General features: G+C 56.7%; 22 protein-coding genes and 2 pseudogenes. 14 read left to right on the forward strand and 10 right to left on the reverse strand.

Going from position 1 to position 26,556, the window contains the following annotated elements; genetic code table 11:
• Window positions 1-166 precede the first annotated feature (166 nt).
• The 12 genes from PY649_RS32745 to PY649_RS32800 all read left to right on the forward strand — a co-directional run bounded on the left by PY649_RS32745 (window position 167) and on the right by PY649_RS32800 (window position 15,715).
• Entirely contained in the window at window positions 167-934 is a 768-nt protein-coding gene (locus PY649_RS32745) for an alpha/beta fold hydrolase (protein WP_285873102.1), read from the forward strand.
• Window positions 925-1,113, forward strand: a complete 189-nt coding sequence (locus tag PY649_RS32750) for an isoprenylcysteine carboxylmethyltransferase family protein (protein WP_285873104.1) — start codon at window positions 925-927, stop codon at window positions 1,111-1,113. The genes PY649_RS32745 and PY649_RS32750 overlap by 10 nt, the downstream gene beginning before the upstream one ends.
• A 150-nt stretch (window positions 1,114-1,263) precedes the next feature.
• Window positions 1,264-2,478, forward strand: coding sequence for an acyl-CoA dehydrogenase family protein (locus PY649_RS32755; protein WP_285873105.1), 1,215 nt, complete (start codon window positions 1,264-1,266; stop codon window positions 2,476-2,478).
• 476 nt (window positions 2,479-2,954) lie between these two features.
• On the forward strand, window positions 2,955-3,647 hold the full coding sequence (locus PY649_RS32760) for an SDR family oxidoreductase (RefSeq protein WP_285873107.1): 693 nt from the start codon (window positions 2,955-2,957) through the stop codon (window positions 3,645-3,647).
• Between the two features lie 222 nt (window positions 3,648-3,869).
• Window positions 3,870-5,441, forward strand: a complete 1,572-nt coding sequence (locus PY649_RS32765; RefSeq protein WP_285873109.1) for a phytoene desaturase family protein — start codon at window positions 3,870-3,872, stop codon at window positions 5,439-5,441.
• A gap of 205 nt (window positions 5,442-5,646) precedes the next feature.
• Window positions 5,647-6,615, forward strand: a complete 969-nt coding sequence (locus PY649_RS32770; RefSeq protein ID WP_285873111.1) for an SDR family NAD(P)-dependent oxidoreductase — start codon at window positions 5,647-5,649, stop codon at window positions 6,613-6,615.
• A 973-nt stretch (window positions 6,616-7,588) separates the two neighbouring features.
• The gene (locus tag PY649_RS32775; RefSeq protein WP_285873113.1) at window positions 7,589-8,542 is read left to right on the forward strand and encodes a VOC family protein; all 954 of its coding nucleotides are present in this window, start codon (window positions 7,589-7,591) and stop codon (window positions 8,540-8,542) included.
• Window positions 8,543-8,640: 98 nt separating this feature from the next.
• On the forward strand, window positions 8,641-9,777 hold the full coding sequence (locus tag PY649_RS32780; protein ID WP_285873115.1) for an iron-containing alcohol dehydrogenase: 1,137 nt from the start codon (window positions 8,641-8,643) through the stop codon (window positions 9,775-9,777).
• Between the two features lie 13 nt (window positions 9,778-9,790).
• Window positions 9,791-11,182, forward strand: coding sequence for an amidase (locus PY649_RS32785; RefSeq protein ID WP_285873117.1), 1,392 nt, complete (start codon window positions 9,791-9,793; stop codon window positions 11,180-11,182).
• Window positions 11,183-11,443: 261 nt separating this feature from the next.
• Window positions 11,444-12,166, forward strand: a complete 723-nt coding sequence (locus tag PY649_RS32790) for a response regulator (RefSeq protein ID WP_285873119.1) — start codon at window positions 11,444-11,446, stop codon at window positions 12,164-12,166.
• 38 nt (window positions 12,167-12,204) lie between these two features.
• Complete coding sequence (locus PY649_RS32795; protein ID WP_285873120.1) at window positions 12,205-13,209, forward strand: cytochrome-c peroxidase; 1,005 nt, start codon at window positions 12,205-12,207, stop codon at window positions 13,207-13,209.
• Entirely contained in the window at window positions 13,166-15,715 is a 2,550-nt protein-coding gene (locus tag PY649_RS32800; protein WP_285873122.1) for a two-component system VirA-like sensor kinase, read from the forward strand. The genes PY649_RS32795 and PY649_RS32800 overlap by 44 nt, the downstream gene beginning before the upstream one ends.
• Before the next feature lie 216 nt (window positions 15,716-15,931).
• Here PY649_RS32800 and PY649_RS32805 read toward each other — a convergent pair.
• The 9 genes and pseudogenes from PY649_RS32805 to cysD form a co-directional block, all read right to left on the reverse strand.
• Window positions 15,932-16,335 (reverse strand): annotated as a pseudogene (locus PY649_RS32805) (ATP-binding protein); the annotation flags it as partial.
• Between the two features lie 51 nt (window positions 16,336-16,386).
• A complete protein-coding gene (locus PY649_RS32810; RefSeq protein WP_285873125.1) occupies window positions 16,387-17,724 on the reverse strand; it encodes an MFS transporter in 1,338 nt (445 codons plus the stop codon).
• Window positions 17,725-18,120: 396 nt separating this feature from the next.
• Entirely contained in the window at window positions 18,121-18,438 is a 318-nt protein-coding gene (locus PY649_RS32815) for a hypothetical protein (RefSeq protein WP_285873126.1), read from the reverse strand.
• Window positions 18,439-18,952: 514 nt separating this feature from the next.
• Window positions 18,953-19,960, reverse strand: coding sequence for a ketopantoate reductase family protein (locus tag PY649_RS32820; RefSeq protein WP_285873127.1), 1,008 nt, complete (start codon window positions 19,958-19,960; stop codon window positions 18,953-18,955).
• 177 nt (window positions 19,961-20,137) lie between these two features.
• Window positions 20,138-20,275, reverse strand: a pseudogene (locus tag PY649_RS32825) (IS3 family transposase); the annotation flags it as partial.
• A gap of 281 nt (window positions 20,276-20,556) precedes the next feature.
• On the reverse strand, window positions 20,557-20,757 hold the full coding sequence (locus tag PY649_RS35255; RefSeq protein ID WP_432761453.1) for an inositol monophosphatase family protein: 201 nt from the start codon (window positions 20,755-20,757) through the stop codon (window positions 20,557-20,559).
• Window positions 20,758-20,802: 45 nt separating this feature from the next.
• Complete coding sequence (locus PY649_RS35260; RefSeq protein ID WP_432761452.1) at window positions 20,803-21,192, reverse strand: 3'(2'),5'-bisphosphate nucleotidase CysQ family protein; 390 nt, start codon at window positions 21,190-21,192, stop codon at window positions 20,803-20,805.
• A 195-nt stretch (window positions 21,193-21,387) separates the two neighbouring features.
• Window positions 21,388-23,322, reverse strand: coding sequence for a sulfate adenylyltransferase subunit CysN (gene cysN, locus PY649_RS32835; RefSeq protein ID WP_285873129.1), 1,935 nt, complete (start codon window positions 23,320-23,322; stop codon window positions 21,388-21,390).
• Entirely contained in the window at window positions 23,322-24,242 is a 921-nt protein-coding gene (gene cysD, locus PY649_RS32840) for a sulfate adenylyltransferase subunit CysD (RefSeq protein ID WP_285873134.1), read from the reverse strand. Before cysD ends, cysN begins: the two co-directional genes overlap by 1 nt.
• Before the next feature lie 498 nt (window positions 24,243-24,740).
• Between cysD and PY649_RS32845 the strand changes: the two genes are divergently transcribed.
• Entirely contained in the window at window positions 24,741-25,685 is a 945-nt protein-coding gene (locus tag PY649_RS32845; RefSeq protein WP_285873131.1) for a sulfotransferase domain-containing protein, read from the forward strand.
• Window positions 25,686-25,846: 161 nt separating this feature from the next.
• On the opposite strand, the gene PY649_RS32850 is transcribed toward PY649_RS32845, so the two are convergent.
• Window positions 25,847-26,005, reverse strand: a complete 159-nt coding sequence (locus PY649_RS32850) for a hypothetical protein (protein ID WP_285873133.1) — start codon at window positions 26,003-26,005, stop codon at window positions 25,847-25,849.
• A gap of 146 nt (window positions 26,006-26,151) precedes the next feature.
• Here PY649_RS32850 and PY649_RS32855 point away from each other — a divergent pair.
• A partial coding sequence (locus PY649_RS32855; RefSeq protein WP_490385309.1) for a cysteine hydrolase family protein occupies window positions 26,152-26,556 on the forward strand: 405 nt, incomplete at its 3' end.

The following is a 26,556-nucleotide window of genomic DNA, read 5'->3' on the forward strand; positions in this document are numbered from 1 at the left end:
GGACAAGGAAGATCTTGGTCAATCCCTCTGCCTGCCCGAGTCGCTCGAACCAAAGCGCGCCGAAATTGAACGACATCTTTCGTTCCGTCCGGCGCCCACACCGGTTTTGCCCAAGCAAGTTGACGCTCCTCGATCAGAAGGCGCTTTATAAATCAGGAGATAGTTCATGACCGTATTCGTTTTAGTTCACGGAGCATGGCATGGCGGGTGGTGCTGGGAGGAGGTCACGCCGCTCCTCGAGGCTTCCGGGCACAAAGCCTATGCGCCAGACCTGCCGGGGCTCGGTGAGGACCTAACGCCACCGGCGGAAGTCTCGCTTGCGCGCTGTGCGGGCCGGATATCGGAGCTGCTCGCAACGATTAGTGAGCCTGTCGTTCTTGTGGGACATAGTGCCGGCGGGCCAGTGATCAGCCAGGTGGCGGAATATGGGAACAATCGGATCTTCGGACTGATCTATGTTGGTGCGCACCTGCTGCCTAGTGGCGACAGCATGGTGACGGCAAATGAGCGCTCTATTAGGCCACAGGCCGATGCCGAACTGATCGTGATGCAACCGGATGGAAGCGCGCTAGTGAATCCGGAAATCGCCCGATCTTATTTCTACGGCAAATGTTCGCCCGATCGAGTGGAGCGCGCACTCGCGCGACTGAGACCGCAATCGCTCGCACTCTTCACTGACCCCGTGCAGGCTGGCAATGGCTTTGCGCATCTACCTCGCGGCTATGTTGAGACTGCCGACGATGCTGCTCTCTTCCTACAGCAGCAGCGCGACATGCAGGCCGCCCTGCCCTGCCGGCCGGTGATTACGTTGGCGAGCGATCACTCGCCATTCTTCTCGATGCCCGATCGGCTCGCAGCAGCCTTGATCCAGATTGCTGAAGAGTTCACTCCCGGCAATCAGTGTGATGGCTCTGCGTATTCATCTTGGCGATAGCGCTGAAGCATGCTCACCCCAACTATTATCCCAACATCCTCCCCGAACTTATGGGCTTTGGGCTCGCACTGGCCGCCTATTTCACTCCTGTGATCGGCCTAGCGATCTACGCCATACCGCTCAGCATCCGAATATTGCAAAAGGAAAGGGTAATGGGCGAACACTTCGCCAACTACTGACCCCACGCTCAATATCGCAGACGATGAGTCCCTGCCCTCGCCCGAATGGAGATGGCGCGGCCGAGCGGCCACCAGCCGTAGTGATCGTCGATAATTAGCTGGACAAGAGCTGGCCGCTCCAGGCGTCTCCACAAAAACAAGGAACCCAATATGACGAATAATTGCGACACCAAATCCAATCCCCCGGAAGGAATAGATGAAGCAATCGTCGCCCGCGCCGGTGAGTTAGTACCCGAAATTCGTAGCCGCTCGGAAGAGATTCACACGCTCGGCAGAATTCCACGTGATCTTTTCGACCGCCTTCTTGAGAAAGGGTTGTTTGATCTGTCAACGCCCCGCAACCGTGGCGGCTTGCAAGCAAATGTGAAGACCAGAAAAGCCGCAATCGCGGAGCTGGGACGCGGCGATCTATCCGTTGGCTGGGTTGCAGCTGTGATGAACAACGCCGCGTGGGTCCTTTACGCACTGTTTCCCCAACATATCCAAGACAGGTTGTCCGCTACGCCTGGCGGCTTCCGGGGGTGCGTCGCTGCGTCCCTCGTCAAGGCCAAAGTGCGTAAAGCGTCAGGAGGCTATGTCATAGAAGAAGGCCGATGGGCTTTCAATTCTGGCGTCTATCACGCCAACTGGGATCTGCTTGCGATCCCTCTGGTAAATGAGACTGGGGATCTCACTGATCTCGGCTTTGCTCTCGTACCGATCGAAGACATCACAATTTTGGATGATTGGGACGTCACGGGTCTCAGAGGTACCGGCAGCTCCGGTATACTTGTCAAGGACGTCTTCGTATCCGGAGATCTTGTGACGCCGGCCTCTGCATTATTTGCCGGCGAGACTCAAGCATCGCTGGCAACCGCGCCGCTCTATCGCACCGCTGCAGATCCTCTGCTTACGATTTCGCAGCTTTTCCCGCTCTTAGGCGCGGCACAGACCGCCATCGACATCTCCCTTGATCGCTTACCCGGCCGCGTAATTTATGGCCTCAATGAAATGAAGATCGAATCCGCAGTAACGCATCTGCAGATCGGCGAAATCACCGCGAAAATCGATGCGGCCGATCTCCTCGTGCGAAACTCGGCCGAAGCTCTCGACCTTAATGCAGAGTCTATAGGTGATTATATGCCACCGCTTGACCGCGCTCGCATTCGCCGTGACATCGCATTGGCCGTCCGCCTCATCATTGAAGCGGTGGATATGCTGGCCACGTCTTATGGCGGATCGGCTGCGGGGGTGGGCGACCCAATGGGACGCGTCTGGCGTGATCTTCGCGTAGCAACTCTGCATGGATTGCTGGTGCCTACCACCGGCTTCGAACTCTACGGCCGCCTCCTTTGCGGCCAGCCCCTGAAGGCGGCGATGGTGTGAGAAATTTCGGCGGTAGCCCTAACGTTAGGGCTCCAGTCGCCCTGTTGGTATCAAATTATCGTCGCTCCTGGTCGCCCGATCTCAACGCCAAGAATGCCGTCGAGCTCGACGCATTGCGCAAATACGTCATGTAGGGCTCTCACCAGCGCCCTACATGGTCACATCGCGCCCTCTGCCCGATCATTCCGATTTCGCACACTTCAATCACACCGCACCAAATGCTCACGAACATTTTGACGGGGCTGACGCGAAACGAAATCCGACAAGGGTTCGGGCATGCGCGCTGCGTTTTTTGCCCGCATATTTTGCCAAAATCGCTGTTTTTCCATGAAGAAACTCTTCATAAAATGCGTCGTCTGAGGTAGAAGGTTTATTTCTATTACACATGTAACCAAGTTAAAAATAATCAATATTGAATCGCCGAGCATAGTAGCTCATCTTGTATTTAAGATATATTTTTAAATTGGAGCATAATCATGATAGAAACTGTTCTGGTTGCCGGCGCGAGCCGGGGAATTGGACTCGAACTTGTTCGACAGTACGCCGAGATGGGTTACCGTGTAATCGCTGGTTGTCGCAATCCGGCAACCGCTGGTGCCCTTACGTCACTCAAAAGCAACGGCAACATTGCGATACACGGCCTCGATACGAGCTCCGATGAGTCCGTCGCAAGGTTCTCGACGAATGTCGGCGATCAGCCAATCGACATCGCTATAGTCTCGGCCGGCGTCGCCGGGGGCGATAGGCAGTCCTTTGGCGCGATCGACTTCATCGATTTGGCGGCTACCCTGAACATCAACACGGCGGGGCCGCTGCGTCTGGCGCAGGCGCTCGCGTCTAATTTGTCCAAAGCGCAGCAAGGCAAGCTGGTCGCCATTACGAGCGAAATGGGCTCGATCGAGCAAACAAGCTCGTCGTTTATGATGGCCTACCGCATTTCCAAGGCGGCGCTGAACGAGGCCTGGAAATGCGTAGCCGTGGAAATGCGGGAAGCCGACGTTACCGCGATGGTTATTCATCCAGGCTGGGTCGCAACCGATATGGGCGGCAGGGAGGCTCCTGTTTCGCCGGAGGTCTGCGTTCAAGGCATCCGGAAGGTCATCGACCAGCTTCGTCTTGAGGATGCCGGCACTTTCCGCACCTACGACGGCGAATTCCTACCATGGTGATTTGATATTTCGCGACAATCGCGTCGCATCAGCCACATCGATACTCGATGCGGCGATCTACAAATTCGGAAAGGTGCAAAGAATGATGCGATGGGATCAGCATGCAGGTGTTGCTTGCGCGGGCGACCACACCAGGGGCTCAGACATTAGGCAGTCCGACCCGCGCGGCAGGGTGCGCTGTCACGCGCGAGTTGGGGGACGCTTGGCCAATGGGAGGCGTCTATGACCACAGCAGACCACATCATTGTAGGCAGCGGTGTCAACGCACTGGTTTGCGCAGCCGTCCTTGCGGGTAAGGGGGCGAAGGTTCTGGTGCTCGAGCGCAACAGCATGATCGGCGGCTGCATCCGAACTGAAGAGATCACGGCACCAGGATTCGTCCATGACGTGATGGCCACGACTTTTGTGCTGTTCACGACCGGGCCGGCATATGCAGTGCTTGGCAAGGATCTCGCTCGGCACGGGCTGGAGTTCTGCAACACAGACACGCCGACCGGCGTGCTTAGGCCGGACGGCAGCTATCTGATCCAACGGATGAATCAGGCGGCGAATATCGCCGCATTCAATGCTGCGGCAATAGGCGACGGCGACCAGTACGGCCGCGACGTCGGCGAGATCGGAAAGAACGCAGGCTTGCTGTTCGGTCTGCTGGGCGGTGGGTTGTGGTCATGGCCGACGCTGAAGCTTCTGGCTCGCGAGGCGTGGCGGCGCGGGCCGCGCAACTTTGCCGGTTTCCTCGGCGAAGCGCTCGTGCCAGCGCGCGGTTGGCTCGAAACCGCCTATCAGTCAGAGACGATGCGCGCGCTCTGGGCACCATGGGTGCTCCATGCAGGGCTCGCCCCCGAAGACGCATTCTCCGGCCAAATCACCAAAGTCATAGCTTTCGCATTGGAAGCCGCTGGTGCGCCCATCGTAAAGGGAGGGGCGCAGAATTTCATCGAGGCTTTCAAGGCGCTGATCAAGGAACGTGGGGGCGAAATCCGCACCGGCGCCGACGTGGCGCATGTTGTCCGGAAGAACGGTCGCGCCGTTGGCGTGCGACTTGCTTCAGGCGAGCAAATCGCGGCCAGAAAGAGCGTGATCTGCTCGGTCACGCCTACGCAGCTTTACGATCGGTTGCTTGCAGATGAGAGGTCGGCCGAGAAAACCGAGAACGTTCGGAAATACCGCTACGGCAAAGGAAACTTCCAAGTTCACTATGCTCTCAATCGGCCGCCGGCCTGGCGCAGCGAAGAGCTCGACAAAGTGGCGCTGCTTCATCTGACGCCCGGGCTCGACGGCACGTCCAAGGCATGCAACGAGGCCATGCGCGGCATTTTGCCGGAGGTACCGACGATCTGTGTCGGCCAGCCACACGTCCTGGACCCATCGCGCTGCCCGCAGGGCAAGGCGATCCTTTGGCTGCAGCTTCCTGAGGCGCCGCGCCATATCAAGGGCGATGCGGCCGGCAAGCTAGAAGCGCCGGCTGACGGCAAATGGACTGAGGCGCTGCGCGAGGCTTTTGCTGACCGAGTCGAGGCGATCCTCGCTGACAACATCGACGGGTTTAAGGAAAGCGTTATAGCGCGACGCGCCTATTCGCCTGCCGATCTCGAGACAATGAATATCAACCTGGTCGGCGGCGACCCCTATGGTGGCTCAGCGACCATCGATCAAGCTTTCCTCTGGCGGCCGTTCAAGGGGAGTGTCAACCACGACACCAACGTCAAGGGCCTCTACCACATCGGCGCATCGACCCATCCGGGGGCAGGCCTAGGTGGCGGCTCGGGCTTCCTTTTGGCGCAGAGGCTTTAGACTTAGCAGAAGATCGTAAAGCAACAGCTACGATCGGCGCGATTGCGCACGCTGTAGCGCGACTTGTGCCAAAAATCATGGCCACGGACCATCTATCGGCGCATCAACTAGGACGACGGGTCTCGTTGTCCAGGTCTGCCGCAGCAATCGGGTCACGCTTGTCTTTCCAACGGTTCAGCGCGGATAAAATAACAAGGAGATAATCATGAATCACTCGTTCGGCCCACAATCCACGACTGACCAGGTACTGGAGGGTATCAATCTCAGTGGCAAGCGCGTCCTGGTGACAGGTGTATCGGCGGGTCTTGGGGTCGAGACAGCCCGAGTTCTGGTCTCTCATGGCGCCGATGTAGTTGGCGCCGTCCGTGATCTGGACAAGGCGCGCCGCGCCACTGCAGCCGTCATCCCCGGCCCGGACGGCGGGTCGCTGGAACTGGTCGAATTAGACCTCGCGTCACTCGCCAGCGTGCGCGCCTGTGCGGGCGCTCTGATCGCGGACGGACGTCCGCTTGACGTCGTTATCGCCAACGCCGGTGTTATGGCCTGCCCCTTCGGCAGGACGATTGATGGCTTCGAGACCCAGTTCGGCACCAACCATCTCGGCCATTTCCTGCTGGTGAACCGCATCGCGTCGCTGATCCGGCCAGGTGGGCGGCTGGTCAACCTCTCGTCGGCCGGGCATCGCATCTCCGATGTCGATCTCGACGACCCGAACTTCGATCATGCACCTTATCAGGAATTCATCGCCTATGGCCGGTCCAAGACCGCGAACAGCCTGTTCGCGGTCGAATTCGATCGCCGCCATCGCGATCGCGGTGTGCGCGCCACAGCGGTGCACCCCGGCGCCATCCAGACTGAACTCAGCCGGCATATGAGCGATGAGGCCTTGCAGCGACTCATGGACTATCTGACCGCGAACGATGTCGCAAACGGTCTGCCACCCTTCGTGTTCAAGTCCGTCCCTCAGGGGGCTGCCACCTCAGTCTGGGCCGCCATCATTGCCGACGCCGATGCGGTGGGCGGCCGCTATTGCGAAGATTGCCATGTCGCCGGGATCAACGACAGCGCCGCTATTTTCTCGATCAGTGGCGGCGTATACGCCTATGCGCTCGCCCCCGACAGAGCCAAGGCGCTCTGGGTGAAAAGTGAAGAGATGGTCGGCGAAACCTTCTGACTTTCTCGACACTAAATCGGCGCCGACGGCGCGAGGATGCGGAGCCACAGCTTGACCGGCAATGTCTCTTCACAGCCGCATTCTATTTGAGCAGCGCTAAAGCAATTTAGAGGGATTTGCTACGACATTCTTCTGGACATCCGGAATCTACTTTGTCGCCGCCTGATAGAAGGATATCGGGCTACATCGTGATAGCAACGGCCTTGGCCGCATTTTGTCTTTACAAGATTACCCGATGTTGACCGGCCAGCTTTTCACTCGTTTGACCGTGGAAAGCCAATTCCAGTTCAAGGCGGCGAAGCCAATGTGGGAGCGGAACACCGGTTACCCCCATCCAGCTGTCGACCTCCCTAAACTGGGCATGACACCAGACGTATTCTGCGGGAGTGCCGACGGATCGTCGCAGCTGGAAATGTTCGCCGCATTTTGCCGATGCAGAAGGGTGGCCCTAGTCAAGTCGGACTCGAGAGAACTGGGCGGGCGCAATTGTTCGTGGTTTTCGGATATTGACGCCGGAAAGCCTATAATTATCGATCAGGGAAGAAGTGATATCCCCGAGGGCATCGAACAATGCAGTATTTCAGAGAGCGCAATAAGTATTGGCGACACAGCCTGGAGCACTGCATGCTGGAGACGCGCCCATCAGGCGGCAGCTCGAAAAGCTCATTTGAAATTAAACCGCAACTGTAATGCCAGGTCTTTGATTGCATGGTCGATGCACGATTGGTAGCGCGGGTCGGGTCCTTAATGCGAACAGATTCTACAGTACGTCAGATCCGGCTGGCCCATCGATGCGCATTCTCGTGGAACCACTCCACTCAAAAGGTCCGAAACTCAAGTTGCCGTCCGGTTTTTTTGGACTAAGCGTCCCTAGTTGGGTGGCTTGTCGTGCGTTGAAAGCACCGCTACCTAAACGAAAGTTGTAAGCTCGGCCGCGTTGTAAAATCAACTTCAGCCCTAAGGAGAGCAAGCGATGTCTCAGGATTTGCCAGTTCGTGGTTACCACCACATTACAATGTGTGTCGGCTCGGCGCAGGAAGATTACGACTTCCATGTTAAGGTGCTTGGTCTTCGAATGATCAAAAAAACCGTTCTGTTTGATGGCAACGAGCCCTTCTACCACCTTTACTACGGCAATGCGTCCGGCCAGGAAGGTTCGCTTGTTACCACTTTTCCAATGTCCTGGAAAACCTCCGGTAGCGTCGGATCAGGGCAAGTCCGCATTCTCAGTCTGAGTGTTCCAGCCGGGAGCTTTTCGTTCTGGAAGCAGCGTCTTGAACGTTTCGGCTATGCTACGCGTGTCGAAAACCGGCTCGGCGTAACGCGTCTGTGCTTTAATCATCCCTGCGGCATTGAATACGAGATCGTCGAGACGCCGGACGATATAAGAAAGGCTTGGACTGAAGGCGGGGTTCCCCTCGAGGCGGCGATCCAAGGGATGAGATCCGTGACCATCTCTGCTAGGGATATCTCACCTTTCTCTGCCTTCCTTGTAGACGGTCTTGGTTTCATCAGCGAGGGCAACGATGGGAAAAACGTGCGCTTCGCCATGGGTCGCGGTGCTGACGCCGCGCTTCTGGAGGTTCTCCATGAGGAAGATCGGCCCCAGGGAAGCTGGACCTGGTCCTGTGGTACGGTCCATCATATCGCCTTTGATTTGCCGACCGCGTCAGTCCAGATGGACTTGAAGCTCCATTTGGAAGGTTTGGGCTATACCGATGTTTCGGAGGTCAAAGACCGGAACTACTTCAACTCTGTCTATGTGCGCACGCCGGCGGGCGCCCTCTTCGAGGCCGCTGTGACACAGGAGAAGGGCTGGCTGAAGGACGAGTCCGCCGAAACTCTCGGCCAAGACCTGAAGTTTCCGGACCGACTCAATTATCGCAAGGACGAAATGATCGCCAGGCTTGAGCCCATCGTCGACTAAGCAAAGCGAACGATGCCGGCTGGCCTCTTCGGTCGATAGCCAGCCGGTGTGGTGAAAGTGGCGGTCAAGTTCTGCCCATCCGCAGTTTGGGGAAAGATATGGCCTTCTCGTCTTCTCGTGATGAACTCAGTGATCCGGCCCACGGCCGGCACGATACACTGCCTACTCGTAGTGTGATCTGGGGTGCTTACTGCCGCAGCAAGCTCGCTCAGGAGCTGGACCGGATCGGCGGCTCAAGGGTGACTCTGCTTACGACCGCCAGCCTTGCACGTCACGGAAGGCACGTGGGCGATCTCGTGCATCTTATAGGAGAACGGCACGTCCGCACTGTCAGCGATCTTCCGGCACATGTACCGGTAGAAGGCGTCGAGATGGTAACCCAATCCATCGAGCACGACGAGGCCGATACTCTCATCGCATTTGGTGGCGGATCGGTGATCGATGCTGCGAAGGCCGTCGCCGGTAATGTGGGACGCAAGACGGGCCGGATCCCACCGATCATCGCCTTTCCGACAACACTTTCGGGCGCTGAGTTTGCGCACGTCTACGGCGTCCTGGAGATAACGGAAAAGGGACCTTTCAAACGAACCTATTCCGATCCCGGCGTTGTGCCGCAAATCGTCTTTCTCGATCCGGAACTGACACTATCGACGCCGCAGACCCTTTGGCTGAGTTCGGGAATCAAGGCGCTGGATCATGCCATCGAGGGGCTGCTCATTCCGGGTAAGCGGCCAGTGACTGATGCGGTCGCCTTGGAGGGCATAGCGCGGATGGCGCGGGCGCTTCCCCAGGCACGTTCGCCGGCACTGGCCGAGCGTCTCGACGCCCAACTTGCGGCCTGGATGAGCTACTTTGCGCCCGCGACTATCCGTGCCGGGCTTAGCCATCGCATTGGCTACATTCTCGGTGGCAGTTATCAGGTCCCCCACAGCCTTACCTCTTGTATAACGCTTGCTCCGGTTATGAGGATGTTCGCGAAGCTCGAACCGGCCAAGTTGACGCAGATCGGCGCTGCTCTTGGGCTGAGCTCCCCAAACCCGGCTGCGACGGCGAGTGCCATTGATCGTCTAGTCGGCGATTTAGGCTTGCCGCAACGTCTCCGGGATCTTGGAATCGAGAAGGTTGCGATACCTCGGATCGCAGCGCTGACCCGCCATCATTTCCCGGCTGACTGCGAGCGTGTGGAAGTTCTCGGAGCGAATGCCTTTGACGACCTTATTTTGTCATTGTGGTGAGGAGATACCGTAGATGAACGAGAATTTAACCATTGCAGGGCTTCTCGAAAACTTCCGTTCCGGCGCGATGTCGCCGGTGGAGATCCTGGAGAGGTCAGTGGCACGCATCGCCAACCTCAACCCTCGTATCAATGCGTTGACGGCGCTCTGTGTCGAGCGTGCCATGGAAGAAGCGAGAGCCTCGGAAAAGCGATACATGGGCGGTATTGCCCTGCCCTTGGATGGCATCCCGTTCGCGGCAAAAGACCTCTTAGACACCGAGAATGTTCCAACGACCTACGGCTCGGCGCTCTACCGCGGCAATATTCCGCGAACCGATGCCGAAGCCGTCGCAAGGCTGCGTCAGGCGGGTGCGATTCTAGTTGGAAAGTCGGCGACGCATGAGTTTGGCTGGGGCATTACTACGACCAGCGCGCTTCATGGGCCCACTCGCAATCCTTGGGATCTGACGCGGGTCCCCGGCGGGTCAAGCGGCGGTTCGGCGGCGGCGCTGGCGGCGGATCTACTGCCTTTGGCACTTGGCTCGGATACAGGCGGATCGATTCGTATTCCTTCCGCCTTTTGCGGCACAGCGGGGATAAAGCCGACCCGCGACCGCGTGTCTACAAAGGGGGCATTCGCGTTGGCTTCATCACTCGATCATGTCGGTCCGATGGCGCAGACCGCTGCCGATCTGTCTCTGGCGCTGGCCGTTCTGGATGGCACCTATCGTCCTGGCATGAAAGACCAAGGACCAAATCCCAAGATGCTGGCTGGCCTGCGCATACTGGTAGTCGACGATCTTCATCCCGTTGGATTGACAGAAGACATTAACCGAGTGTTTGCAGCAGCATGCCGCGCCCTCTCCCGGAATGGCGCAACGATAATAGACCGACGCTGGCCGGAGACCGACAGACCGGATCCATACGGAATTCTGGCGCCGACCCTCAATGCGGAAGCGAGGTTAAGGCATGAAATCACACTCCGGCATTATCCGCTCCGTGCAGAAGAATACAGTCCCGATGTCTGCAAACGCATAGATTTGGCTGCCCAATACGGCCTGCCAGAATACATTGAAGCGGCGCAGCGAAGGGCGGCATTCACAGCTCACTTTGTTTCATTGTTCTCCGGGGGCGAAGTGCTCCTGTCGCCAGTGTCCGCTGTCGGTCCCGTCAAGATCGGCGCCGATGCCCTCATCCACGATGGTCAGAGCGTTGAATTGCGCACTGCGGTCATGGGTTACATTGCGCCTCAAAGTCTGAGCGGGCTGCCCGCGGCGGTCATTCGCGCAGGTTTTGATCGGGACAACATGCCCGTGGGCATCCAATTGACGATGGCCGCCGGTAGTGACCATCGCCTCATTGAAATCGCAACGGCGCTTGAATTGATTCTAGGGGCAACAGCGGCAGGCGGGCCTAATCTTTGAGAAGCGATGAGTCATTAGATCTAACAGTGCAGCGGCGCAGGAAGAGCGGTCCCCGCTGCGCCAGTCAGACGGATCATATGTTCGGCAGTTTGCTCAGGCAAATGCCCTGTGATTGGCGCGAAGTCGTGGTTCCCATGCTGTCCACGGCTTCCGCAACGACGCCCTCCAGCACGGCCTTGGTGCAAATGGCTATTCGATCCCCATCATTGATAACTCAAGCTATCCGGATCTACCTTTATCATACATTCCAGGAGCATTACCGTGAAACACATGATCGTCGTTGACGATGACAGCAAACTTCGCGGGCTACTCATTGACTACCTGTCCCAGCACGCGTTTCGGGTCACGGGCGTCAAAGACAGCTATCAGCTCGGCCAGGTTTTACAGACCGAGACGGTTGATCTTGTCATGGTCGATCTCAACCTGGGCCATGAGGATGGACTTGAAATCGTGCGCACTTTGTCCGGCAAATCAGATGCGCCGATCATCATCATCAGTGGCAACAGGCTGGAAGAGACCGACAAGGTTGTCGGTCTGGAACTCGGCGCGACAGACTATATTACGAAACCGTTCGGTCTGCGCGAATTGCTGGCCCGGGTCCGCGCTGCATTGCGCGTCCGACCGGTTGCCACGGATCGCAAGGATCGCAAGATCTACAGCTTTGCGGGCTGGTCGCTGAACGTAAAGAAGCGTCAGCTATTGGCGGCAAATGAGAATGAAGTGAAGCTGACGGCAAGCGAATTCAACCTGCTCGTCGCCTTTCTAAAGTCTCCCCTACAGGTGCTGTCGCGAGAGCAGCTTCTTGCTGCCAGCAGGGTTCATGACGAGGAGATATTCGACCGAAGCATCGACGTGCTGATATTGCGTTTGAGGCGGAAGTTGGAGACCGACCCGTCGAGCCCCCAAATGATCCGAACCGAACGCGGGGCCGGCTATATATTCGACACGGAAGTCACTGTCGAAGAACGCGCGAGGGCAAAGTGATCAGATTCGTCGCGCCGTGTCGCTGCTTAGGTGTCGGCATGGCTCTGTCACGCTCGCTCAAACTTGGCGCGCTGTGCTTCGCTATCACGCTCGCGGCGGGAACCGCGCTCGTGGGAGCAACATTCGTAAGCACACGCGAACCTCTGGCACCGCTCCGAGAACCGCCTCTCCTCGATCCATCGAAAGTAGCACTCGGTGGCGCGCTTTTTGCAGACCCCATTCTTTCGGGAAAAGGTCAACTATCCTGTATGACCTGCCATGACCTCAGGACGGGCGGGACCATCCACGTCAAGCGGACGATCGGCTATATGGGACGGGTCCACCGCTTCAATGCGCCGACGATCTTCAATGTCGGCAACAATTACCGGCTCGGCTGGAGGGGGGATTTCACCTCCCTGGAGCAGCAGAATGAAAAGGTGCTGTTGGACGAGAACATCATGGCGGTGACTTGGGACAGCCTGCTGAGCAGGCTGCAGGCAGACCCTTCATATTCGGCTGCTTTTCAGCGAATTTACGGTCACAATGTTGATCGCACTGCACTTCTCGACACGTTGGCAGTTTTCCAAAGATCGCTCATCACCCCTAATTCCGCCTTCGACCGATATTTGCAGGGTGAGACTGGAGCAATGAATTCGAAGGAACTGGAGGGGTATCGCCTCTTCAAGGACTATGGATGTGCATCCTGTCATCAGGGGTCGAACATCGGCGGCAATATGTTTCAGAAGTTTGGAATATTTTCGTCTGCTCCTGCGGCTGACGACTTCAACGACAGCGACCTTGGGCGGTTCACGTTGACGAACCGCGAGGCTGACAAAGGCGTGTTTCGAGTACCGAGCCTGCGCAACGTCGCGGTAACGGCCCCGTATTTTCACGATGGCCGAGCCTCATCCCTGAACGAGGCGGTTTCAACAATGGCCCAAAGCCAGCTTGGCCGGACACTGACGACGAACGAGATTGACGCGCTCGTTGCCTTTTTGAATACACTTACTGGCGAGTACGATGGACACAAGCTCAGTGCGACCAGTAAAGCGAGCAACGATTGAATTGTGGCGTATCTCGATCGTGGTCGCGGGCGCGGTCTGCTTCGCGCTCCTGGCAATTGGCCGCGTCCCGCCGCGAGACACACATGAAGCAATTCTGACGTCGCTGCGCGCGATCGATATCAACCATGCATCCCTTCAGCGCGACGTCTTGCGAGCCAGAGCGGCCCTGCTCAAAAACTACGATCCCCTTGTTGACTCGGTCGTCAACCTGCACACGGCCGTATCGGATCTCGGACATCTTTTTCCTGAAAGTGGCGTCGAAAACCTCTCCTCGCTGGAACTGGAGCTGCGGAAACTCACAGACTCGATCAACGGCGACGAGCTGCTGGTCGAACGTTTCAAGACCGATAACGCAATCTTGCAAAACTCGATCTCTCTCGCAAACCAAATGCTGAGCGAGCTTCACATGAGTACAAATCCTTCGGTCGTCCGAGTTCTTGGAACCTCTTCCGATTTAGGGAACCTTATGATGCGGTTTGCCGCTAACCCCGAGGATCGTTTCGCTGACATTATCAGGGGCCGATTATCCGCCATGACAAGCCTGGCGTCGGGTATTCCGACGGTTGACTCCTTTGTCGCACACACGACGATGATTTTGAACACGCTGCCCTCTGTCGACAACACGATAGAGCTCATCCAATCATCGCAGACATCCTCCGAAGCGCAACTCCTGCAAGAGAAATATCTCGATGCGTATGGAGTGATCAGCACCCGATCCGCCTGGAGCCGGCTGCTGCTCGGATCGATATCGATTTCTCTATGCATCTATATCACTGTTCTGATTTACCGCTTGCGTACTCAGGCCCATAGGCTCAAACAGCAGCTGGATTTCGAGAACCTCGCCGCCGCCATCAAGAATCGCTGTGATGAGGATTTCGAGAATATCAGGGCAGCAATATCCACCTCCCTTGGCACTGTAGCCCAGTTTTTCGACGCAAGTGGCCATGCTTTCGCGGTGATCAACACCGAGACGCGCGAGCTAGAACAGATCTTCGTGGACGCCGAGAACAACGAGTTTCATGCGCTTATCGAGCGTCTTGCCCATGAGCAGTGTGAATCGTTTACAAAGAGCCAGCAGCCCTGGGATCAGTTCCACTACCACAATCTCCAACAGAGTGAGATTCGGGCGTTTCCGGAGGGATCACTGAGTGCGGGATCGATCACCGCTACGAGTATCGATTCGAAAACGATCGGCTTGCTGCTTCTCGAGCATCGTGAGGTGCGAACAAAACCCACTAACGACGAAATCCGCCTGCTTGGAAACGCGGTTGTGGTGCTGGCCCAAAGCTTGCGAACTCATAAAGAACGCCTCGAGAAGGATGCACTGGAGGCGCGCTTGGAGCATTCTCAACGGCTGGAGGCGGTTGGAACGCTTGCAGGCGGCATCGCGCATGAATTCAACAATGCGCTTGCGGCGATTTTGGGCTACGGCGAGATGGCGCTTCAGATAAACCATACGCCAGCACGCGCCCGTCAATATGTTCGCGAGATTCTGGCAAGTGGCGAGCGTGCCAAGCATATTATCGAACAGATCCTGACCTTCAGCCGCAAACGGGAGCGGGTCAACCGGCCGTTCGACCCGAAAGAGGCCATTGATGACATCATCCCTCTGGTGAAGATATCGATCCCGGAAACCGTCATCGTGACTGCGGAAATTCCCGGCAAGCTCCCGGCGGTTTTTGGCAACCCCATCGAGTTCCAGCAGGTCATCATGAACTTGTGCATGAATGCTGCCCAGGCCTCTTGCGAAAGCGGACGAATAGATGTCACCGCAAGACGTGTGGATGTCAAATCCAAACTGTTTCTTTCACACGGAGAACTGCTTCCTGGTCGCTACCTCCTCGTCGAAATCTCGGACAAGGGCACGGGAATTGCGCAGAGCGTTTTGCCGCACATTTTCGAACCCTTTTTCACCACCAAATCCAAAAGCGGCGGCACTGGTCTAGGGCTTGCCGCAGTGCACGGCTATGTTACGGGCATGAGTGGCAAAATCGACGTCAAGAGCGAGCCTGACCAGTATACCCGCTTTAGCCTTTATTTTCCCGTTTCATCGGAAGCGCCCATTCCCTTGGCGCATTTCTTCGATGAGCGGCACACACCACTTGGGAACGGCGAGATCGTCGTCATCGCTCAACGCGATAGCGGCTTGCGGTTGATGTACGAAGAGAAAATTGCCGCCCTTGGCTATGAGCCGGCCGGTTTCTCGGATCTCGCAAGTTTGCGGAAATGGTTTGCCAAAGGCGACATTAAACCGGACCTCATCGTGCTGGATCTGGATTTGTGGAAGTCGCCACCGAACCTGAAAGAAGCGGTTGACGAGTTCAAACCGATCGCGACTCTGTTCATAACCGACCAGGAAAGAGATGGTGTAGACGCACGCATGTCGACCGGAATTGCAAAGCTTCGAAAACCGATCAGCTCAAACAGCCTGGCGACAACCTTGCACAAGATGATTGGAAGCCGCCCGCAAACACGCGGCCATGAACCCTTGAAAGGCAATGCCTGATGCGGGCTTCACCGGCCGCACAATGGCCGCCATCTTACCCTTTGCCTGTTTTCAAAGACGGCAATCAGGCTCACGGGTCAAAGCTGCGTATTCCGGTGATGCCGGACGGCTATTCCAATCTCTTGCCGGACGCGATACGGATTTGAAGCCGGACAATCGGTGTGCCTCGGGGCCGTATGGGTTTTTGACCTGAACCTGTTTCGCGGTCAAGCCAGGGTTTGTTTGGTCGGTGGTCACGGCTTTCTGTTTTCGCATGCTTCTCGCCGCTGAGTTTGATGCGATAGGCATTGTGCACGAGGCGGTCGAGGATGGCGTCGGCAATAGTCGGATTGCCGATCATGTCGTACCAGTGCTCGACGGGCACCTGGTTGGTGACGATGGTGGATCGCTTCTCGCATCGGTCTCGATGATTTCCACGAGATCGCGACGCTGTTCGTCGTTGAGCCTCTCCGCGCCCCGTTGTCAAGGATAAGCAGGTCGGTTCTGGCCAGGGTCTTGAGGACCTTCGGATATCGGCCGTCGCCGCGGGCCAGTGCACGTGTAGCGAAGAGCCTTGGGAGGCGATGATAAGCGACGGAGAAGTCCTCGCAGCATGCCTTGTGTCCGAGAGCGCAGGCAACTCAGTCCGGATTGTGATCGGAATCCCGTCCGGCTAATTCCTGGAATCCGCATCAAAGCCGTTCATTTGCTATAATCTCGGGGAAAACAAGCAGGTAAATGCCCAATGCGATGCCGAGGACGCTGATAAAGGCCAAGTAATAGACGTGCGGAGCAAGACCGAGGGTCAGGAATACCGCGACCAGAACCGGCGTTAGTCCGCCACACAATGCGTAGGAAATGTTGTAGGAGAAAGACACGCCGGTGAACCGGACAGGTGGCGGAAAGCAGCGGACCATCGTTACCGGCACTGCCCCGATGACTGCTCCCGCCAGCAGGCCAACAACTGCACTGATGCCGTCGATGTACCGGCCGTCAATCCACTCGGCGGCGTACAGCATGGTGTCGCCAATCGCAAGCAGCAATCCACCAAGGACGAAAAGCTTGGCTGGGCCGATCCGATCGAGGATGGCACCAGCAATAATAACGCCGATCGTGAGCGAGATCGTACCGATCACTGACGCAAGAAGCGCTTGCTCGCGACCGACATGGTGAAGCTGTTGCAGGATCGTCGGTATCATCAACGTGAACACAACAATCACAGCTGACAAAATCCAGGTGCAGATAATTGAAACGAAAATGCCGGCTGGATAGTCACGAATGACCACACCCAATGGAAGCTCCAGCACCAGTAGCTTTTGCGCTCGCAGCGCCGAAAATATCGGTGTCTCGCGCAACCTTTTCCGCAGATAGACGCCGATCACGCCAAATACGCCACCCAAAAGAAATGGTAGCCGCCAGCCGTAGCTCAGCACGTCGTCTGGCGAAAGAAGCGCTGTCACTGCTGCCGTGGTCGCCAATCCCATGATCGTGCCCAGATTGAGGCCGACGCCTACCAGAGCGCATCCGATGCCCATACGGCGCACAGAGACGTGCTCGGCGACGAATGTCCATGCACCAGGCACCTCACCACCAATTGCTATCCCCTGAAGCATGCGCAAGAGCACCAGTGAGATTGGCGCGGCATAGCCTATTGTCCGATAGGTCGGAAGAAATGCGACCGCGAGCGTCGAAAGAGCCATCAGAAGGATCGAAAATGCAAATACCCTTTTCCTTCCAAAGAGGTCGCCAAAATGCGCCAGAACAACCCCTCCCAAAGGGCGGAATATATAGCCGGTAGCGAAAATACCGAATGTCTGCAACGTGACGAAACCGGGAGCCAGGCCTGGCGGAAAAAAAAGGGTTCCGATGACATCGGCCAAAAAAATAAAAATGACGAAATCGTAGAATTCCAGGGCGCCGCCGGCGGCAGCGAGCAAAAGCATCAAAATAAGTCTTTCCCGTCCCGCGGGAAAATCTTGCCAAGCGGAGTTCGGATTGTCTTGTAGGGGCGCGCGATTTACGAAGGTCACTGTCTAATTACCCCGGTTGCGATAAATTTCTATAACACCTCGATCTGATCGGATTGTTAGCCGCAGCTGGAAATGCATTACAATTGAAATAATTGCAGGCTGAAATTGGCGCTTGGGACACACAGTCCTAGGACGGATCGACATTCAGGATTCCCGTATTAGTTGATGACTGATTCATAGGACACCGTGTTTGGCACGGAGGCTCTAATTGCGGTCAAGCGATAGGAATTGAACGACGCACAGTCCAGGATCGCGCCTTTGCTGCCGGGGAAGGCCGGCGATCCAGGCCTAAGCACTTCCGCCGCTTCGCCACCGCTATGAACACCGAACCATTCACTTCCCCGGTTTTATCCATCTCACCGCAATAGCGGCCTGGCCATGAATGTCGGTCCTAGATCAGCGATTTGTATGAGTTCGATCGCCCGGCGCCATATCCAGCTTGAACTCCTGATAGGAAAAATTCTGCAGTCTGTAGCCGAACAGAGCCCATACGCTCATATAGCCTTCGGCGACGAACATAAGGAATATCATCACGAAAACCCCGGCCAACAGGGGCGTATCGTTTTGTTTGGACACTGGCTTCTCGGTGCCGAAACTGGCCGCACAGCGCTCGAAATCGGGTTCGCCCGTTAACAATTCACGAACCGGTCCCACAATCTGTCCGTCCCGCGATACAAGCCGCACGATATTCTGTGATCCCGGTTTGGTCTGCATGGTTATAACAGCTCCTTGGTGGCATGACATGTCGACAAGACTGACCGCGCGGCACCTCGAAAGTCATGCCGAAGTGCGCAGGTGCGATGTCGGATTTCCAGATGGATTGCAAAACCTCGCCGTATGTGAACCAGAATCCCGGCAGTTCACAGGTCATACCACCCCAATCTTTGAGCGATACGAGACAGAAACGTCGTCGGCCTTCCACGCCAGCCGCCCATAAGATCCAGTGCTTCCAGCCCATCGCGGTGAGATGGCTCCGGTGGCACAAAGTGCTGGCGCAAACCAGCGAGCATTTTCCTGACTGCAACCATTGTCCAATCTCACAATCGCGAAATCGTTGACGATGTGCGCCGATCCTCCGGGCCGGCGCTTCAAAAATTGGGGCACTGGCTCGCCGATGATGTCGATCTGACGTCAACTAGTGGATAGCCCGTCGTCGACGCAAGCTCTCAATGCCGCCGGACAGCGGCCGCGCCCGCCTGAAGATCGCCGATCACCTTTGACCGTTAGGTCAAGCAGCCTGCGCCTGATTGCCCGATAGGCTCTTGTAGCGTGCCAGTGCGGTGATTGCCTGCGTGACCGGCATTGAAATTCCATGCGCGTCGGCGAGTTCGATGACGGCGTCGCAAATCGAAGCCAACTCCAGAGGAGAGCCGCGCTCGAGATCCTGAAGCATGGACGTCTTGACGTCCCCCATGCTTCGCCCTGCGGTCATGATCGTTTCGGGATCTATCTCGAGCCGAGCCCCGTAGGCTGCTATCACGGGCAGAACTTCATGCAGCATCTGCTCGCTGATGGCAGCGAGATTGTTGTCGGAAAAGTTCTCCCGCAAGCTTGCGCCGGTTATTGCGGTGACGGGATTGGACACTAGGTTCCGGACCACTTTCGTCCATACGGAGTCCCTTATATGCTGGGTCACGCGCGTCGCGATACCAGCTTGCTGCAGGATCGCCCCCAATCGTTCGACACGGTCCGAAACCCGACCGTCCAACTCGCCGATCGTCATCTGTAGCGGATTGAATGTCTTTACCACACCTGGCTGTATCCGCTCGGCTGTGATTAATGTTGTGGTGCCGATAATCTGCGGCGAGGGTAGCAGCTCCTTGAGGGCGCCATCGGGGTCGACGGAGCCGATCTGAGGGCCATTCCAACGTCCGTCCCGCCCATCGAAATACCACCAGGGAATGCCATTGATGACTGGCACGATCATGGTGTTGGGACCGATCAGCGGTTGAACAGCCGCCGCCAAGGCGGGCAGGTCTTGGGATTTGGGGCACAGGAAGACCAAATCCTGGACGGGATAATCCGAAGGGGTGCCGGCATCGATCTTCAGGCGATGATCACCTTCGTTGTCAAGCAATCGTATCCCATCTTTTTGGATTGCGGCCAAGTTCGCGCCACGCGCAATCAGACTGACACGATATCCGCCGATGAGGAGGCGGGCAGCCAGCGTCACGCCGATGGCGCCCGCTCCCGCGACAGAGATTTTGTAGTTGTCCGTTTGTTTAAAGTGCGACAATCTCGTTTGCCTCCTGGCAATTTCACACACGCACTATCCGACAATGGGATTGTTGGTCTGTTTCAGGACGGCGTCGAATTGCTACACTTGTCATCGACAAGGACTATGCAAAATGGCCATTCACGAGATCTAAGCTCTGGTAATCCCGCCGTTTTTAAAAGGGCCCTGTGGCAGAATTCACGCGGCCATTTTCAGTTTCTGCGCGGGTCTGATGCCGCTAATGCCCGTATTGGGCCGTTCGTTGTTGTACGTCTATAGGCACTGGGTGGCGAATTCCTGTGCCTCCTCGATGCTTTCAATGATGTCGAGCCAGCCACGCCCGGCCTGCGTGAGAGTGAACCGCCTCACAAAGGCGAAGGTTAGCCTAGTGCGGAATGACGTAGTCAGCGGCGGAGACTGTTACGGACGCACCGGTCGGAGCAGGCCACTCCTGACTCCGCGACACCATCGACACCATCATTGTGAGGGACGACCACCAGGCCTTAATCTATCTTGCTGGGCTCCGCCCATTACTCCATCCAGGCTAGCCTTCCTGCTCGCAAACGGCATTGTGTTGGGCGCCACGGTCCTGTATCGCGGCAAGAGCGCCTCGTGGGTTATCTTCCACGAGCGACGAAATATGGATTGGCGAAGTCGGCTTGCTCAGTCCGATTGCGATGACCATAGGTCAGGGCCCTGCCATACAGCGCACGCGTCATCCCGCCTGCTGCGCGAAGCACTGCGTCTCCTGCCGCCGTATCCCACTCCATCGTTCGGCCAAATCGCGGATAGATGTCGGCCTCGCCCCGCGCCAGCAGCGCAAATTTGAGTGAGGAGCCGACCGATACACAATTCTCGACCGTCTAGTTTTGAAGATACACGTCTGTTTCTGGCGTACGATGCGAGCGGCTTGCCACCGCAATCATCCATTTCGGCGCCTGACGGCAGAAGATTCTTCTGCGCGCGACGATGCCGCAATCGCCATCCACAATGGTTTCTTCGGCGCCTCCGGGACCGCCCGAGAAAAGCAGACGTCTCGCCGGTGCGTAGACAACGCCAAGCACGGGAACCGACCTTTCGATTAGCGCGATGTTGACGGTGAAGTCTCCGTTCTGGTCGATGAATTCACGTGTCTCATCGAGCGGATCGACCAGATAGAAACTGTCGCCGATTTCGCCGGGAAGCAGTCCGTTGCACAGCTCTTCCTCGGCAACAATGGGAATATCCGGTGTGGCCCGGCGCAGCGTCGTCACAATAATGGATTCCGCGGCACGATCAGCAGCCGTTACCCGCGATTTGTCCTCCTTCAGGTGGACCTCGCAGTCTTTCCCTTAAAACGCAGGACTCATTTCCTGCCTTTAAGGCAACCTCTTCGATGAGCAGGGTTAGTAATTTCAATTCAGCTTCGAGGAACCCGGAGTTGGGCGCAAGTGAATGATCCATCGGTCCTATGCCCTTCGAAGATGTTGAAGGATGATGCCCCTCTTGACCAGCAGCTCCTCGACAGCACGGGCAAGTTCTTCCGCCGTGCGCCCGTCGGTCTGCAGGCAAAGCTCGGGATTTTCCGGCAGCTCGTAGGGAGAATCCACGCCGGTGAAGTTCTTAATTTCCCCTCGTTTGGCCTTGGCATAGAGACCCTTCGGATCGCGCCTCGCACATTCTTCGAACGAGGTGTCGACAAAGATTTCCAGAAATTCCCCCTCATCCAACAATTCGCGCACCATTCGACGCTCCGAGCGGAAGGGCGAAATGAAGGATACGAGAACCACGAGCCCGGCATCGGTCATCAGTTTGGCGACTTCGCCGACGCGGCGAATATTCTCGACCCGATCCTCTTCGGTGAACCCCAAGTCGCGGTTGAGGCCATGGCGGACATTGTCACCGTCAAGGGTGTAGGTATGCATGCCGAGCGATGAAAGACGCTTCTCGACAAGATTGGCAATCGTCGACTTCCCGGAGCCGGACAATCCCGTGAACCAGAGAACTGCTGGCTTCTGTTCCTTTCGCAACGCGCGCTGCGCCTTGTCGATGTCAAGAGCCTGCCAATGCACGTTGGAGGCGCGGCGCAATGCAAAATCGATCATGCCGGCGCCGACGGTTGCGTTGGTCAGGCGATCGATCAAAACGAACGAGCCCATTGCACGGTTGGATTTATAGGGATCGAATACGATAGGCTCTTGTGTCGAGATATTGCATATGCCGACCCCGTTGAGCTCGAGGGACTTGGCTGCCTCCTGCGCGAAGCTGTCGACATCGAGCCGGTATTTCAGATCGGTGATGGTGGCCATGACCTGATCCGTCTCCGTGCGCAGGATGTAATTGCGACCAGGAATGAGTGTGCTGTCGGAAAACCAGACGATGTGGGCGGAGAATTGATCCGCCACCTCGGGCCGTGCGGACGGCGCCGCGAGTACATTGCCCCGCGAAATCTCGATTTCGTCGTCGAGAACGATCGTGACGGCCTGCCCTTCAGTGGCGCGTTCAAGGTCACCGTCGTAGGTGACGATACGCTTGATGTGCGCCTTGCGGCCGGATTTCGCAACGACAACCTCGTCGCCGGGTGATATCATGCCCGACGCGATCGTGCCTGAGAAACCGCGGAAATCGGAATTGGGTCTGCTGACATATTGAACCGGGAAGCGAAACGGTTGTGCCGCCTCCTCGTTATCGAGGGACAGGCCTTCCAGGTATTCGAGTAACGCCGGACCGTGATACCATGGTAGGAGGAACGGGGCGCCAGTGATGTTGTCGCCGAAGCGCGCCGAAATCGGGATCGACATGACGGAGAAGCCGAGCCTGACCGCAAATTTCCGATATTCGGCAACGATCTTCTCGAAAACCTCTCGCGAATACCCAACCAGGTCGATCTTGTTGACCGCGAGGACGACATGGCGCACTCCAAGCAGCGCGGCAATGAAGCTGTGGCGTTTCGTCTGTCGCAGAATTCCGTGCCGCGCATCGACGAGGAGGATCGCAACATCCGCGGTGGAGGCCGCCGTTGCCATATTGCGCGTGTACTGCTCGTGACCTGGCGCGTCGGCGATGATGAAGCGGCGCCTCGGCGTCGAAAAGAACCGATATGCGACATCGATCGTGATGCCCTGTTCCCGCTCGGCTTCCAATCCGTCGACGAGCAAGGCGAAATCCAGCTCTTCGCCGGCGGTCCCATGCCTGTGACTGTCCGACTGCAAAGCGGCGAGCTGATCGTCGAAGACCAGTTTGGTGTCGTAGAGAAGACGACCGATCAAGGTGGACTTTCCATCATCGACGGAACCGCAGGTGACGAGGCGCAGGAGTGAATTTCGCTCCTGCTCGGCCAGATAGGCATCAAGTCTTTCGCTGGCGGTGGCAGGATGCACTTCGAGATGAGCAAATGCCGTCATCAGAAATACCCTTCCCTTTTCTTTCTCTCCATCGAGTCCGAAGCGTCAGCGTCGATCAACCGGCCCTGGCGCTCAGAGGTGCGAGAGACCAGCATTTCGCTGACGATCTTGGGAACGGTCGATGCGCCGGACTCCACTGCGCCGGTCAGCGGATAGCAACCGAGCGTGCGGAAACGCACCATCTTGTATTCCAGTACCTCGTCTTCTCGAAGCTGCATGCGTTCATCGTCGCGCATGATGAGCATGCCGTCGCGCTCGACGACCGGCCGGGTGGCAGCAAAATATAACGGCACGATGGGGATATTCTCGCGAAGGATGTACTGCCAGATGTCAAGTTCGGTCCAATTGGAGATGGGGAACACACGGAACGATTCACCCTTGGCAATGCGGGCATTGTAGATCTTCCACATTTCTGGACGCTGGTTCTTGGAATCCCATGCATGTTGCGCGTTGCGGAAGGAGAAGATGCGTTCCTTCGCACGGGACTTTTCTTCGTCGCGTCGCGCCCCCCCGAAGGCGGCGTCGAAGCCGTATTTATCGAGCGCCTGCCTGAGTGCCACTGTCTTTCTGATGTAGGTGTGCACGCTGGCCCCGTGGACGAAGGGATTGATATCCTGGTCAATGCCTTCCTGGCTGCTATAGACAAGAAGATCGAAGCCGAGCCGTCTCGCCTCGGAATCGCGAAACGCGATCATCTCCTTGAATTTCCACATCGTATCGACATGGAGGAATGGAAACGGCGGCTTGGCCGGATAGAAGGCTTTGAACGCCAGGTGCAGTAGTACGGAGGAGTCCTTGCCGATAGAATACAGCAGGACCGGCCTGGAGAAATTCGCCGCGACCTCACGAAAGATATGGATCGCTTCAGCTTCAAGACGCTGGAGATGTGTGAGGTATGATTTCGGAGGCAATTGCACCATCGTTTCTCGAAGTTTTGCGGGCGAACGATCGTGCAAGCGTGCGCTGCCTTCCATGAGCCATAAGAGCACGCCGCTGGCACTGCGCTCTGTTTTCACTGTTTTCAGTTTTCACTGCGAATTTTCACTGCCTGGCGGAAATGAATGAGCAGAGCGCATTTCTCGCGGATTTCAGGTTTGCCGCTTTGAGTGACAACCGTAACGGAGCCCCCCGACGTCGGCGCAGCCGGCATACAGGTTGCGCATCAGCCACGCGTTGACGGCCAAGTCCGCATTTGGTGAGGATATCCGAGCGCTCGCGCGCCTGTCGCCAATGCGCGACCAATGTTGCAGTTGTAGGCCGGTTTCGTGTGGCTGAAACGACAAGATAACAGCACCGCCGCACGTTCCATGCGTCAAGGGAAGTTCCATGAACAACCATTGGCTTGGCGAGGCAATTGGTCCGCTAAGCAAGGATGGTCACCCCGCGACCACGAATTTAGATGATGGGAGATTTGCAAAATGACGATTGCTGCAGCGAACTTTCCGCGAAAGACGCGGGACATAATGAACCACCACCTGGACTCCACGATCTGGGACGAGTTCGTCTTTCGCAACGACGATATCGTCGTGGCGACCTACGCCAAATCGGGCACGACCTGGACCCAGCAGATCATCGCACAGTTGCTATTCGACGGTGCCCAGAACATCGACGTTATGGACATCGCCCCCTGGCTCGACATGCGCATCCTTCCCCGCAATGAGACGCTGGCCAAGATGGAGGCTCAGACACACAGGCGTGTTGTCAAGACCCACCTACCGGTCGATGCGCTGGTGTTTTCCCCCAAGGCGAAATATGTCTATGTCGCCCGGGATGGACGCGATGTCCTCTGGAGCTTCTACAATCACCACGTGAATTTCAACGAAACCTATTACAAAGCCGTGAATGACACGCCAAATCGCGTAGGCCCTCCCATTTCAAGACCCAATCCAAACATCCACGATTATTTTCTCGAATGGCTGATGCGAGACGGTTATCCCTTTTGGTCGTATTGGGACAACGTCCGCAGCTGGTGGAAAATCCGCAATCTTCCCAACGTGCTGATGTTGCATTACGCGAACCTTAAGACCGACATGGAAGGTCAGATGCGCCGAATCGCGGAATTTCTCGATATCCCGATCAATGAACAAAGATGGCCCACCATCATGGAGCAATGCACCTTTGCTTACATGAAGGCGAATGCTTCCCGAGACCTGCCGCTGCCTGAAGCGATGCTCGAAGGCGGCGCCGACGCCTTCATCTACAAGGGCACGAACGGAAGATGGGCTGAAGTCCTTACAAAGGACGACGTCAGGCTATACGAGACTATAGCGGAGAGGCAACTTGGAAGTGATTGCGCCGAATGGCTGGCAACGGGCAGGCTCCCGGCGGGAGAGCAAAGAGGCCGCAATAATCCAGATTGCTGATTCCGAGCCCGGCCGTGATTAGGCATGGAATGTTGGCTCCGACTGGAGTGCGCCCCTTGGGGTGAACAGATCGGGATGAGGAATTGACCGGCCTCTCGGGTTTTCGGAAAGAAAACCCATGGCAAAACACCGTAGTCACGGCGTCGAATTCAACCGTCAGGTCATGCAGAAATTTCGCGGCGGCGCCACATGGGCTGCAAAACGCCACGACGGAAATGCACCGTAGTGCGGTCGACCGGTACGCCGACCGTATTCAATCGTTTGCAAAGCTGGCCAAGAATGTCATCGATGAACGGGTCGTCCTGGGTCTCCTTCAACAACTAACTGATCACTGAACACTGGCGTGTCATTGACTTGGAGTTCTTTCGGGGGCCGGTCTTTTCATCGTCGAGAGTTTGCCTGCTTCGATCTCGGCGTAGCGCCATCGTCCTTGGCTCCTTCATCTGGAACAGATGGCAGCCAAGTTTTGACCAAAGTCAACTTCTCTTCAGGAAACAATGTATTCCTTATCGGTGTTTGTCCGGTTTTCCCGGAATCAGAATATGGGTCAACGGTGCTATTCGGAGCCCTTGCGCTTCCTTACGCTGGTGGTGCTTCGGCCAGGAAGAATTCAGGAAGAAAGGAAGATCCCATGCCAACCAATTTCCTCCACCACTTCTCACCCGACGACGCAGCTCTTGTCCTTATCGATTTTCAGCCGCAGATGTTCATGGGCGTTGAAAGCCACGATCGACTAAAAATCAAAAACAATCTGCAGATCATCGCCAAGGCCGCCAAGCTGTTCAAGCTTCCCACGGTGCTGACGACCGTCACCGCCAACACCTTTGCCGGTCAATTCGTGCCCGAGGTCGCCAAGGATGTATTTCCGGGG

Source organism: Rhizobium mayense (assembly GCF_030272705.1).
GTDB lineage: Bacteria > Pseudomonadota > Alphaproteobacteria > Rhizobiales > Rhizobiaceae > Rhizobium > Rhizobium mayense.